Origin of the sequence: Paenibacillus ferrarius, assembly GCF_002027705.1 — a bacterium.
GTDB lineage: Bacteria > Bacillota > Bacilli > Paenibacillales > NBRC-103111 > Paenibacillus_E > Paenibacillus_E ferrarius.
Genome location: NZ_MBTG01000024.1, coordinates 62922 through 75430, shown reverse-complemented (window position 1 = coordinate 75430; position 12509 = coordinate 62922). Strand labels below are relative to the sequence as shown.

Sequence of the window (12509 nt, the reverse complement as noted above, 5' to 3'; positions counted from 1 at the left end):
CTTGGCATACAAGAATTAGCGCTTTGTCTATGTTTTCTTGTGTCAGTCAAGTCGCCGGTTCTTTGACTTTTTTGGCTCTGGTCGTCTTCGCCTTGGGCTTCTTAACCTCGCTCACAGTGGCATCCTGCTCGAGCGTGACTTTGCGATCCTCTTGGCCATCCGCTGACTTTGTGGCGTCCAGACTGGCTTGAAGCGCGGCCATAAGGTCGATGACGCTCGTTTTCTGCAGCGCAGGCGCCGATTGGATTTCTTCTCCAGCGACCTTATGCTCGATGGCTTCCAGGAGACGTCCGCGGTACTCATCTTTGTATTTTTCTGGTTCAAAAGGAGTGGAGAGCTGGTTGATCAGCATCTTGGCCATTTCCATCTCACGTTCGTTCACGGTCACTTTGTCCGGAAGATTCGGAACTTGGGAAATCGGGCGTATCTCGTCTGGATAAAAGATGGTTTCCATAGCGAGGCAGTTTTCAATAACACGAATGGCGGCGAGTGAGCTTTTGGAGCGGATAGAGACCTTGGCAATGCCGATTTTGCCCGTTTGCCGCATGGAATCCAACAGCAGATTGTAGGCGCCCGCTCCCGTATCTCCAGGTCCCAGGTAGTAGGTTTTTTGAAAATAGACAGGATCAATGTCCGTCAAGTTGACGAAATCTAGAATCTTGATCTCCTTGTTCGCTTCTCCAGATATCGTTTCTAATTCATCTTTTTCAAATAGAACGAAGCGTCCTGGCTCGTATTCATAGCCTTTGGAAATTTCGTCCCACTCTACTTCTTTTTCGCAAGTTTGGCATTTCCGAACATAGGATAGAGGGGTAATGCAAGTTTTGTGGATGTAGCGCATGGAGATATCCTTATCTTCCGTAGCTGAAAACATTTTCACAGGCACATGAACAAGCCCGAAACTAATGGCGCCTTTCCAAACCGTATGCATGCTGATTTTCCTCCCCAGAAACCTTGATTGTACTAGTATTCTCTTGATTTGTTTCCTTTATACGGCAGTGGATTAAGAGAATGGACTGACACTCGGCTGGGTACGTTAAAGCAGAAAGTTGATGACGCATAGGAGGGATTCACGGATGGCGCAAGATTCAAATACCACACAAGATACGAATCATCAAGGGAAAGAAGATTATTTCATGGATATTGACCGCATGATTAACGAAGGTCTTGGCGGCGGCAACGTCACTATGCACAATGGATTAATTGAGTCCTCTACGACGGATACGATGGATCATCCGGAATCCGTACTGGATGAGCCATGAACGTCCACCGTGCGCAAGAAATTTTAGCGGCTGATGAGAAGATAACGGTTGAGCTGAATGGTGTGCCTGTCTGGATTGACAGTGTGGATTCAAGCAAAGCCGTTGCCAAAGTGCATGCGGAAGAAAACCCCGCTGATGCGAGATTAGTGACCGTGCAAGAATTAGAAGAGGTTCACTAGTCTTCCGAAGAACGATAAGCCTGCTCCGATGACATATCGGGGCGGGCTTTTTTTCATGACAGAGTTGCTGTTGCCTTGCTGCGGGGACTATAATAGGAGCAGCACGCGCAAACGGAAAGAAAGGGATGAGATCACTGACTCAATCCACATTTACCTATGTATCAAGGCACGAGGGAGATACCGATCAGTTGGGAGAATGGCTGGCGGAATTCTTATTGCCTGGTGCAGTTCTAACGCTGGACGGCGATTTGGGAGCGGGGAAAACCAGATTTTCACAAGGCTTCGCCAGAGCGATGGGCATTGCCGATACTGTGAATTCACCCACCTTTACAATCATTAAAGAATACGAGGGAACGGGGCTTCCCTTCTACCATATGGATATGTATCGCATTTCCCAAGAGGAAGCGGATGAGCTCGGATTGGAAGATTACTTCTATGGAGCGGGTGTTTCGCTGATCGAATGGTCAAGCTTAATCGAAGATTTGCTGCCGCCCGCCCGCCTTGCTATCACGATTGCCCTACAAGGGGATCAAACCAGAGTATTTCACCTGACTCCACACGGAGACCCGTATCAGAGCTGGTGTGTACAAATGAAGGAGAACGGACATTTACAATGACTGAACGGACACAATCAATAGGACGATGCTTAGCCATCGATACCTCTTCCTCTGCAATGACAGTAGCTATTTTGGATAATGGAAAACTGCTGGGCGAGGTTAGCTCTTATGCGGAACGCAATCATTCCATTGGGCTGATCCCTCACATTCAAGAATTATTAGCTAAGCTGAATCTTAAACCTAAGGATCTGCAAGCAATCGCTGTAGGACAAGGCCCTGGCTCCTATACAGGAGTTCGTATTGCGGTATCAGTAGCCAAAACCTTTGCATGGTCGCTAGGTCTCGATTTGATCGGAGTATCCAGTTTGGAAGCTATTGCACTTGGTGGTGCTGTGAAAGCGCGAGACCTCAGTGAAATTAAGGCTCCACATGAAGATAAAAGCGGTCGTGGCACCACGTGGGTGGTTCCGCTCTTGGATGGCAGGCGCAGGCAAGCTTTCACAGCCGTCTACGCCTTCGAAGATGCTTCTCCGGTAACGGATGAGGATGCGCTCTCCACAACTTGGCGAGAAGTATTGCCAGACGGTATTCGCGTGATTGGTCCTTGGACGGCACAAATCTTATCTTTAATTGCTGATGCTGAAGAAGGGAAGAAACCGAAGGAAATCCTTTTTGTCGGCGAGGTAGAAGGATTTACCGCTGAGCTTGATCAATTCGCGCAAGAGTGGCAGGGCCTGGTCAATCAACGGACCTATGGCATTGAAGCTCATTACATTGGTCTTCTTGCCTATCCGCGGTTGCTTCAAGGAGAGAAGGCCGAGGTGCATACGTTTGTGCCCAATTACACGAGACTTCCGGAAGCAGAGGCTAATTTGTTAGCTGGTATTGTAACGAAGAAAGGGGATCATTGATTCATGGAGCAGCGTCAGCCACAGACAATGGAGAATGCGATGGTGTTCCGTTCCATGCAGATGGCGGACATTCCTTTTATTTGCGAAATTGAACAAGAAGCATTCACGACACCTTGGACGAAAGGTGCTTTCGAGAACGAATTGACCAACAACCAATTCGCTCATTATATGATTATGGACATTGAAGGCGAGGTCGCCGGTTATGGCGGCATGTGGCTCATTATGGATGAAGCGCATGTCACGAATATTGCTGTCCGGAGTACTTTTAGAGGGCGCAAGCTGGGTGAGCGTTTAATGCGGGAATTGATGAAAACAGCCGCTTTCCTAGGCGCAATTCGTATGACGCTTGAAGTCCGTGCCTCGAATTATGTAGCGCAAAATTTGTATGAAAAAGTCGGCTTCCGCTCTGTAGGCGTACGAAGAGGTTATTATACGGATAACCGCGAGGATGCTGTCATTATGTGGGTGGATTTGCCTAAGCGAAGAAAGGATAGTCTCGGTGAGTGAGGCTTTCAGCAGGTGAAGAATGTGACCAAAGATAACGAACAACAGATAGATTTGTCAGAACATACGGGAGAAAGATACACCAGCAAGCCGGTTTATATTTTGGCCATCGAAACCAGCTGTGACGAAACCTCTGTGGCGATAGTCGAAAATGGTAAAATCATTCGCTCCAACGTGATTTCCAGCCAAATCGAAACCCATCAACGCTATGGCGGCGTTGTGCCAGAGGTAGCTTCCCGCAAGCATGTGGAGTCTATCACATGGATGCTCGAGGAAGCCGTTCAAGAAGCAGGCATTTCGCTGCAGGAGCTGTCTGCGATTGCCGTAACAGAAGGGCCGGGTTTGATTGGGGCCCTGTTAGTCGGTGTCGTCGCAGGCAAAGCGCTTGCCTGCGCGCTGGACCTCCCGCTGATCGGTGTTCACCATATCGCGGGACATATATATGCGAATCAACTGGTGCATGAGCTCGAGTATCCGTTGATCTCGCTCGTGGTGTCTGGTGGACACACCGAGTTGATTCTCATGGAAGGGCCGGGCCAGTTCCGCATCATCGGGCGTACACGCGATGATGCGGCTGGCGAGGCCTACGACAAAATCGCCCGGGCCATGGGCCTGCCTTACCCGGGCGGACCGCACGTAGATCGGCTGGCACAGGAAGCCGAGTCCGAAATCAAGCTGCCTCGCTCCTGGCTCGAGGCAGACTCCTACGACTTCAGCTTCAGCGGCTTGAAATCCGCTGTGCTGAATGTCGTCAACCAAAGCAAGATGCGCGGCGAGGCCGTTCAAGTCGCGCAGATTGCCAAGGGCTTCCAAGCCTCCGTCATCGACGTGCTTGTGGAGAAGGCTAGTCGCGCCGTGCGGGAATACGGCGCGAAGCAGCTGCTGCTCGCGGGCGGTGTGGCCGCGAACAAAGGGCTGCGCAGCAGGCTGGCCGAGCGCTGCGAGGAGCTGAATGTGCCGCTGCTGGTGCCGCCGCTGGGCCTCTGCACGGACAACGCTGCGATGATAGGCGCAGCCGCTTTCCTCAAGTGGGACAAGCAGGAGTTCGACTCGATGGAGCTGAAAGCCGAGCCGCAGCTCAAGCTTGAAGAGTGGTAGGAGCAGGAAAAGCCATTAAATAAATTTTCAGATAACGGTATTGACTTTGCCAAAATGGCATATTATAATCACAATCAATACTTTCAAACGCAACGAACGGGAATAGTAAGGATGAACAGTTTCGCTCAGAGAGCTGTGCGCTTGGTGAAAGCACAGACGAAACAGAACCTGAACTCGCCCGGGAGCGGTAAGGCTGATAAGGATGCCAAGGATCCAGCACCCAAGTAGGTCTTGACGGTTGACCCCCGTGATCAGGGACATGAGTGGTTTCGAGTGTAGCAGCTCGGATCAATTAGAGTGGTACCACGGTAGGTTCAAGCCTGTCGTCTCTTATATAAGAGATGGCAGGCTTTTTTGGTTGTTCTGAAACGAACAAAATATAACATAAACGCAATGAACAAGAGTAGTAAGGGCTCATTTGATCGGTACAGAAAGCTGCGGGTTGATGCGACGCAGACCGTGAAATCCCTGAACTCGCTTGGAAGCGGTCCTCCTGAGCAGCAGAGATACGAAGCTGTTAGGGAGGAACGGATGACCTCCGTGATCAGGTGATGCAGTTGGCAGCAAGCTTGCTGACTGCATCTGAGGTGGGCTCCGTGACTCGGAGTCAACAAGAGTGGTACCGCGCTGGGTGAAGACCCGTCGTCTCTTATGTGGAGATGACGGGTCTTTTTGTCGTTTGCGAATCGACTTGAGGGGGGAAGCGCCAATGGATGAAGTGATCCAATACTACAGCAGATTTGATGAATGGGGACGTCTCGACAGAGAGCCTGTTGAATTTATGGTCAACTGGCACTACATCAGAAGCTTTCTGCCGCAGCAAGGGCATATTTTAGACAATGGAGCAGGCCCTGGCAAATATGCCGCTGCTTTAGCTCAGTGCGGGTATGAGGTTACGTTAACGGACCTTACGCCCAAGCTCGTAGAAATGGCCTCTGTCAAAATGAGCGAATTAAACCTTGCCGCCCAGTTCAACGGCTTCCACACCGCAGATGCCCGGAATTTGGACATATTGGATGACGAGCAATTCGATGCCTCGTTGATGCTGGGACCGTTATACCATTTGCAAAAACAAGAAGATCGCGAGTCTGCCGTGCGTGAACTGCATCGCGTCACCAAAAGCGGCGGCTTCATCTTCGTCGCATTCATGACAAGGATAAGACATATCATGACTTCCCTCGCAGCCCCTCAGCATTGGAAGCCGAATGACAAGATGAACGCGATTAAAGCATTCGCTCAAACCGGTACATTTAATCATGCAGACGAAGGCAGATTCACCGGCGCTTATTTCTATGAAATTGATGAAATAAAGCCTTTTATGGAGTCCCACGGCTTCCAAAGTCTTAAGCTAATTGGCTCTTCAAGCATAGCGGGAGCTTTCAAGTCAGAGCAATTCGACTACTGGCGAGCTCAGGGAGAAGAAGAATTCAATGAAATGCTGGATACGATTTATGCGATGGCTGAAAGTCCATATGTGTTAGGCGTATCCTCCCATTTGATGTATATCGGCAGAAAGCTGTAACCAAACTTTAGCCAGACCACTGGCCCCAAATCTAAGGAGGAAATAACAATGGAAACTAACAATAATCGACGCATTCGCATTTTTGACACGACACTGAGAGATGGTGAGCAAGCACCTGGCGCATCCCTGTACCCGGAAGAGAAAATTCGCATCGCGAGACAGCTGGCCAAAATGGGCGTAGATACCATTGAGCCGGGTTTCCCGATCTCGAGTCCAGGAGATTTCCAAGCGGTTCAGCAAATCTCACGCGAGCTGCATACGGTAGAAATTTGCGGCTTCGCAAGAGCAATGAAGGCAGATATCGATGCGGCGGTCAAAGCGACCGAAGACGCAGCCTCACGCCGAATTCACATGTTCCTATCCTCGTCGGATATCCATCTGGATTTCCAGCTGCGCAAATCCCGTCAGCAAGTGGTCGAGATGGCTCGTTCGATGGTTGGTTATGCCAAGCAATTCGTCGATCGTATCGAATTCTCACCGATGGATGCAACGCGGACGGGGGATGAATTCCTCTTTGAAGTGCTGGAAGCGGTCATTGCGGAAGGAGCTACGATCCTGAATATCCCGGATACTGTAGGTTATGCCCTGCCGGAAGAATACGGAGCGATGTTCCGCAGAGTGCGTCAAAGTGTCAGAGGCGGCGATACGGTCGAATACAGTGCGCATTGCCACAATGACCTTGGTCTAGCAGTTGCGAACAGTCTCGCTGCCATTGCAGCCGGGGTCACACATGTCGAAGTCACGGTGAACGGTGTAGGGGAACGTGCTGGAAACTGCTCGCTTGAAGAGTTGGTTATGGCGATTGAGACTCGCAAACATACGATGGGCGTAGAAACAGGCATTGTGCCTAGCGAGATTTTTAACACGTCCAAAATGATCAGCCGCATCATGGGTTTCCCGATTGCTTATAACAAGCCAATTGTCGGTCGCAATGCGTTCCAGCATGAAGCAGGCATCCACCAAGACGGACTGCTGAAAAACCGCAACACTTATGAAATTATGGATCCAGAGAAGCTGGGCATTCCGCGTTCAATGATCATTCTTGGCAAACATTCAGGCCGTCATGCCCTGAAGCATCGCGTAGGCCAGTTCGGGATCGAGCTGACAGGAGAAGAGCTGGAAAGCCTGTACACCCGTTTCAAAGAGAAAGCAGACGAGCAAAAAATGGTGACAGATGATCAACTGATGGAACTTGTGGGTTCAACCGTAGATGGGCAAATGGAGCCATTCTCGCTGGTCCATGTACAGCTTGTTTCCAATAGTGATAGTGAGCGAGTTGCTTCCGTTTCCGTTAGGGACAATCAGACAGGTGTAGAAAAAGCGTTTTCCGGGACTGGAGAAGGTCCGATTGAAGCGATCGTGCAAAGTCTGCGCCAAGCGATTCCAATGGAAGTGGATTTCTCCGATCTAGAGCTTCATTCGTTATCCACAGGTGAAAAAGCAACCGGGGAAGCAGAAGTAACCATCTCGGTGGGCGGCCAAACGTACAAAAATACGGGTATTGACCAGGATGTCCTTGTTGCTGTGGCGAAAGCTTTTATCTCGGCTTGCAATCAAGCCATTCGGATGCAAAGGCAGCCGGCAGAAACAACGGAGACAACGACAGCTTCTTAAACAAAGCTGCATGTTAAATTGTAAGAAAACTTAGATATATACACAGCTTGTGAGCAAGGTTATACACATGCCCTGTGGATAATGTGCATAACTAGTGGAAAAGCAGATTTGCCAACGGTTTCAGAGGGTGAAAGAAAAGAATAACTTTTTCACAATTTTTTGTGGACAATGTGGATAAGTATGTGGAAAACAATAGAGAAGTGCAGAGGGGGGCGGTTTTTGCCTCTCTTTTTTTGTGGATAACGATGTGGATAAGAAATAGGGGCTCTAGATAAACCTTCTTAAATTGTCGGAACAATCCGTCGGTGGATACTTTTATGCTTGCTGGAAAATGCTAAAAGCAAAAACGATGGAGATTAACGCATGCAACTTAAGAAAATAACCTGCATTGTGGGTATCTTGACTATTTTATTGGAGTTGTCCACAAGCGCGGAGGGAATTGGGGCTCAAAATGAGCCAGCCATCCACAAACAAGATCAATCCAAGCAGGTGACGGTAGTTTCGATACCTAGCCTCTCTTTTCTAGAGCTGCGATCAGAGCAACTGGCGAAGCTGCCTCATTTTCGTCAAGTGACGGAGAAAGGAGGGGTTGGAGCCATGAATATACGAACAGCGAATCGAGGGATGCGCGATGTGTATCTCTCTTTAGGTGCGGGTGAACCATCGGTGGGCATTGCGGACGTGCAGGCTTTTGCAGCCAAGGAAAGCTGGAGGGGGGCTTCCATATTGGATGTAAGAAAGCGCTATGTTGGCGAGAATACGGGAGAAGTCAGTCCTAGAAGCGAAGCGGATTTGCTGATTGTACCCGATATAGTCAGGCTGCAGCATCTGAACAGGAAGCTGAACTACGGACCTGGCCTGCTTGGCAGTTTATTGAAGGAATATGGCATTCATCGTTCTGTCATCGGAAACAGTGATTGGAGCAAGAGAACGTCGATAGATGAGGATAAAACACGGCGATACAGTCCGATGATGCTCATGGATTCAGATGGTTTTGTGGATAGCGGATTTATCGGAAATGAAATCATGACCTCAGCTGTGGATAGACCTTATGGCGTAGCTACCGCTTATGCACAATTGCTTGAATTAGGGGGCAAAAGTGAGAAACCAAACCTTCAACTTATTGAACTGGCTGATCTGAATAGACTTTATCTGGATAAGGCCCATTATTCTGAAGCCCGATTCGACGAGCTGAAGGGGCAAATTTTAAAAGAGATGGACGAGTGGCTTGGTCAGCGGATAGCCAGAATGACAGATCGGGAAAGTATTTGGATTTTCTCGCCAGAGGTGCATAGTGAAGCGGCTAAAAGCAAAGCGTATTTGTCACCACTCCTTCACTACACCGTGGATTCTCAAGCGGGAATTCTTGTTTCGGATTCAACGCGCAGACCGGGTGTAGTTACGGCAGCCGATTTTACAAGTACGCTGATTGATGAATTTAATATCCCGCTTCCGTCTGGGCTTAATGGGATTCCTTTATCTACTACGAGAGAAGTGAATGCTCTGGCAGGACTTGAGAAGGAGCTCAGCAGTATGCAGACGATTTATCGGAGCCGCCCTCTGCTTTTGTATCCTTTTGTGACTTGCGAAATGGTTGTTTTACTTGCCAGTTTGCTGTATGTCTTATGGATGAAAAAAAAGGCGGCAGATTCACTGCGAGCTGAGGAGTGGAAAGGTGGTGCCATGCCTGGGCGAAAAATCGTGCATATGTTTCTCTACTCTCTACTTGTAGCACCAGTTGTTATGCTGCTTTTGGGCCTGTGGGTGCTTCCTTTGACGAATGCACTGGGGATAGAAGGTGCGATCTTATGGATGATCGTTCTTTTCATCGCGGGCTGTTTGCTTTGTTCTGTTCTTCTGGCAAAATGGCCGCTATCCTCAGGCATGATCTGGCTTGCCTATGGCACGGCTGGGGTGCTCATGGTGGATGTCTGCACGGGCTCGCATGCGATGAAATATTCGCTGCTGGGCTATGACCCGATGATTGGCGCCCGCTACTATGGCATCGGGAATGAATACATGGGCGTGTTGATTGGCGCCCTTGTGCTTGCGGTGACGGCGGCTTTGCAGCGCCGTCATGATGCTGTTCGGCCCACGCTGCGCGGCAGCGGGCTTGGAGCTGTGACTGCGCGCGCGGCTGCGCCGATCGCGTGCTTCTTGCTTGTGACGGGCTGCCTGGCGGCACCGTCACTTGGCGCGAACGCGGGCGGCGCGTTGAGCGCCGCGGTCGCCTTCGGCGTAGCCGGCGTGCACTGCTTCGCCGGCGATCGCTGGCGCGAGCTGCGCTTAGGCAGGGGCGCTGCCCTGCTGACGGTGCTGCTCGCGCTTGGGTTTGGGGCGCTGTGGCTGCTCAACAGCGCTGATTCTCCCGCGGCTGCAGCGCGGGAGAGCCATGTTGGGCGCGCGTTCCACGCGCTGCGCGCCGGGCAGCTCGATCAGATCGGACATCTGATCGAGCGCAAGCTGCGGATGAATGTGCACCTGCTGCGGGCATCCGTGTGGAGCAAGGTCCTCATCACGAGTCTTTTCGTGATGGCCGTGCTGGTGCTGCGTCCTCGCGGCCGACTCCGCGTATGGCAAAGCAAAAACCCGTACTGGATGTACGGGTTCTCAGCGAATATGATCGGAGCCATCGCAGCGCTGCTGCTGAATGACTCCGGCATTGTTGCAGCAGCGACGATGATCATTTTCGTCGCGGTGCCGATGCTGCTCCTGCGCTTGCAGGAGCTGGAGGCGGAGATAGAGACGGGTATCCTCATATCCAGCAGCAATAAGGCTGTTTCACAGCCTTAAGTAGCAGCAATTGAGTATACGTACATACGTACCCAATCAAGCCAACAAAGTCTCCCACTCCTCATAAATCGCGGCCAGCGAGCTCTTCCGCTGTTCTACCGCGGCAGTCTTCTCTTGCACAAGGACGTAGTTGTTGTATACTTCTGGGTCAGCAAGCTCCGCTTCCAGGGCAGAGACTTCGTCTTCCAGTCGGGCGATGTCCTGCTCCAGCTGTTCCAGCTTGCGCTGGCGGCTGCGTTCTTCACGCTTAGCGAGCTTGTCTGCTTCGTATCCACTGCCGCTGGCAGGTTCGCTTTTGGCGGCGGCGGAGCCGCTGGAGGCTTTTTTCTCGGCCTCTTTGGCTAGACGTTTCGTTTCCATTTCGGCAAGCTCGGCCTTTTTCTCCAGATAATCGTCATAGTTGCCCAGATAGCTGATGAGCCCGTCTTTTTGCAAATCCAGCATGCTTTCAGCCATTTTATTCAGGAAGTAGCGGTCATGGGAGATGAAAAGCAGGGTGCCCTCATAATCCATTAAGGCTGATTCCAGCACCTCTTTGCTATACAAATCCAGATGGTTGGTAGGCTCATCGAGAATTAGAACGTTCGCTTTCTGCAGCATTAGCTTCGCTAGTGCGACACGCGCTTTTTCGCCGCCGCTTAAGGCTGCGACTTTCTTGAATACGTCTTCGCCGCTGAACAGAAAGTTCCCCAGCACAGTGCGAATGCGAGCTTCCTCTAAATGCGGATACGTGTTCCACACTTCCTCCAGTACACTGTTCGAGGGGGTTAAGCCGGTTTGCTCTTGATCGTAATATCCGATGGTGACGCCAGAGCCCCATTTGAATGTGCCTGCATCTTGCTTGTGTTGACCGATTAAGGTTTTTAACAATGTGGATTTGCCGACACCGTTGGGTCCGATAAGCGCGGCCGTTTCGGAACGGCGCAGCTGGAAGGAGACGCCGTCGAGCAGCCGCTTTTTGCCGTCATAGGAAAGTGCCAAACGATCGACTTGCAGCACTTCTTTGCCGGACGTTTGGGCAATTTCAAAAGAAAATGAAGCCCGCTTCAAATCCCCCATCGGCTTATCCAATCGATCCATTTTTTCCAGCTGCTTACGGCGGCTTTGCGCTCTCTTCGTCGTTGAGGCACGCACAATGTTGCGCTGCACGAAATCCTCCAGCTTCGAAATTTCTTCCTGCTGCTTTTCAAACTGCTTCATTTCGATTTCATAATTGGCTTCTTTGATTTCAATAAATCTAGAATAGTTGCCGGTGTACCGTTTGGAAGCATTGCGCTCAATTTCATAAATGGAAGTAACTAAGGCATCCAGGAAAAAGCGGTCATGTGACACAACCAGAATAGCGCCTGGGTAACCCCGCAAATAACCCTCCAGCCAAGTTAGCGTCGGAATATCCAAGTGGTTGGTCGGCTCATCGAGCATAAGCAGATCGGGCTCTTCAAGAAGCATTTTGGCCAAAGCTAGCCGTGTCTTCTGACCGCCGCTAAGCGTTTGAACGAGGGTATCGGGAGAAAATTGGCCGAATCCCATGCCGTGCAGAATGCCGCGGATTTTCGCTTCGATTTCAAAGCCGCCTTGCTCGCGAAACCATTCGGAACGCAAAGCGTAACGGTTCATCGTGCTTTCGTATTTTTTGTCATCCGATATCAGATCAGGGTCAGCCATGATGGCTTCCAGCTCGCGCAGTTCTCGCTCCGTCTCCAGTAAGGAACTGAACACGCTCAGGAGTTCATTCCAAATGGATTTATCGGTTTGCAGTCCGCTGTTTTGTTTTAAATAACCGATCTTGGTTTCCTTTGCTTTGAAAAGATCGCCGCTGTCATAGGACATTTCGCCGGCAATGATTTGAAGCAGAGTCGATTTACCGGCCCCATTCACGCCGACTAAACCAATTCGTTCCCGATCTTCGATTTGAAGCGTTATATTGGAGAGTACGGAACGTACCCCGTAATTTTTGGAAATGTTCGAAACCTGCAATAGCATCTGAAGCTACCTCCTGCTTATTAATGAAAGAACTCGTTCCAAGCCACCTGCTATAAATCCCATCAATTCACTAGTATACACCATGC

At 50.4% G+C, this 12509-nt stretch carries 11 protein-coding genes and 2 other annotated features; of the genes, 9 read left to right on the top strand and 2 right to left on the bottom strand.

The annotated features are described in order from the left end of the window. Positions 1-46: 46 nt before the first annotated feature. Entirely contained in the window at positions 47-931 is an 885-nt protein-coding gene (ku, locus tag BC351_RS24760) for a non-homologous end joining protein Ku (protein ID WP_079416036.1), read from the bottom strand. Between the two features lie 145 nt (positions 932-1076). On the opposite strand from ku, the gene BC351_RS24755 reads away from it, so the two are divergent. From BC351_RS24755 to BC351_RS24715, 9 genes are all read left to right on the top strand, one after another. After that, positions 1077-1262, top strand: coding sequence for a hypothetical protein (locus BC351_RS24755; RefSeq protein WP_079416034.1), 186 nt, complete (start codon positions 1077-1079; stop codon positions 1260-1262). Beyond that, the gene (locus BC351_RS24750; RefSeq protein ID WP_079416032.1) at positions 1259-1441 is read left to right on the top strand and encodes an H-type small acid-soluble spore protein; all 183 of its coding nucleotides are present in this window, start codon (positions 1259-1261) and stop codon (positions 1439-1441) included. Before BC351_RS24755 ends, BC351_RS24750 begins: the two co-directional genes overlap by 4 nt. Before the next feature lie 125 nt (positions 1442-1566). Then, entirely contained in the window at positions 1567-2058 is a 492-nt protein-coding gene (tsaE, locus tag BC351_RS24745) for a tRNA (adenosine(37)-N6)-threonylcarbamoyltransferase complex ATPase subunit type 1 TsaE (RefSeq protein WP_079416030.1), read from the top strand. Then, positions 2055-2909 (top strand): tRNA (adenosine(37)-N6)-threonylcarbamoyltransferase complex dimerization subunit type 1 TsaB, encoded by an 855-nt coding sequence (gene tsaB / locus BC351_RS24740; RefSeq protein ID WP_079416028.1) that lies wholly within the window; start codon positions 2055-2057, stop codon positions 2907-2909. Before tsaE ends, tsaB begins: the two co-directional genes overlap by 4 nt. A 3-nt stretch (positions 2910-2912) precedes the next feature. Beyond that, positions 2913-3416, top strand: coding sequence for a ribosomal protein S18-alanine N-acetyltransferase (gene rimI / locus BC351_RS24735; protein WP_079416026.1), 504 nt, complete (start codon positions 2913-2915; stop codon positions 3414-3416). A 51-nt stretch (positions 3417-3467) separates the two neighbouring features. Continuing rightward, positions 3468-4511, top strand: coding sequence for a tRNA (adenosine(37)-N6)-threonylcarbamoyltransferase complex transferase subunit TsaD (gene tsaD / locus BC351_RS24730; protein WP_425270942.1), 1044 nt, complete (start codon positions 3468-3470; stop codon positions 4509-4511). An 83-nt stretch (positions 4512-4594) separates the two neighbouring features. After that, positions 4595-4845: a binding site (T-box leader), on the top strand. A 50-nt stretch (positions 4846-4895) separates the two neighbouring features. Next, positions 4896-5164 (top strand) — a binding site (T-box leader). A gap of 56 nt (positions 5165-5220) precedes the next feature. After that, positions 5221-6033, top strand: a complete 813-nt coding sequence (locus tag BC351_RS24725) for a class I SAM-dependent methyltransferase (RefSeq protein ID WP_079416024.1) — start codon at positions 5221-5223, stop codon at positions 6031-6033. Positions 6034-6081: 48 nt separating this feature from the next. Further along, positions 6082-7647 (top strand): 2-isopropylmalate synthase, encoded by a 1566-nt coding sequence (locus BC351_RS24720; protein WP_079416022.1) that lies wholly within the window; start codon positions 6082-6084, stop codon positions 7645-7647. A gap of 363 nt (positions 7648-8010) precedes the next feature. Next, positions 8011-10440, top strand: coding sequence for a hypothetical protein (locus tag BC351_RS24715; RefSeq protein ID WP_079416020.1), 2430 nt, complete (start codon positions 8011-8013; stop codon positions 10438-10440). A 36-nt stretch (positions 10441-10476) separates the two neighbouring features. Here the strand turns inward: BC351_RS24715 and BC351_RS24710 are convergent, their stop codons facing one another. After that, on the bottom strand, positions 10477-12423 hold the full coding sequence (locus BC351_RS24710; RefSeq protein WP_079416018.1) for an ABC-F family ATP-binding cassette domain-containing protein: 1947 nt from the start codon (positions 12421-12423) through the stop codon (positions 10477-10479). Between the last annotated feature and the right edge of the window lie 86 nt (positions 12424-12509).

Bases quoted from the DNA above. Each gene is read 5' to 3' on its own strand.
- ku (WP_079416036.1), bottom strand. From the start codon at position 931: ATGCATACGGTTTGGAAAGGCGCCATTAGTTTCGGGCTTGTTCATGTG.
- BC351_RS24720 (WP_079416022.1), top strand. From the start codon at position 6,082: ATGGAAACTAACAATAATCGACGCATTCGCATTTTTGACACGACACTG.
- BC351_RS24710 (WP_079416018.1), bottom strand. From the start codon at position 12,423: ATGCTATTGCAGGTTTCGAACATTTCCAAAAATTACGGGGTACGTTCC.
- BC351_RS24715 (WP_079416020.1), top strand. From the start codon at position 8,011: ATGCAACTTAAGAAAATAACCTGCATTGTGGGTATCTTGACTATTTTA.
- BC351_RS24750 (WP_079416032.1), top strand. From the start codon at position 1,259: ATGAACGTCCACCGTGCGCAAGAAATTTTAGCGGCTGATGAGAAGATA.
- BC351_RS24755 (WP_079416034.1), top strand. From the start codon at position 1,077: ATGGCGCAAGATTCAAATACCACACAAGATACGAATCATCAAGGGAAA.
- tsaB (WP_079416028.1), top strand. From the start codon at position 2,055: ATGACTGAACGGACACAATCAATAGGACGATGCTTAGCCATCGATACC.
- BC351_RS24725 (WP_079416024.1), top strand. From the start codon at position 5,221: ATGGATGAAGTGATCCAATACTACAGCAGATTTGATGAATGGGGACGT.
- tsaE (WP_079416030.1), top strand. From the start codon at position 1,567: ATGAGATCACTGACTCAATCCACATTTACCTATGTATCAAGGCACGAG.
- rimI (WP_079416026.1), top strand. From the start codon at position 2,913: ATGGAGCAGCGTCAGCCACAGACAATGGAGAATGCGATGGTGTTCCGT.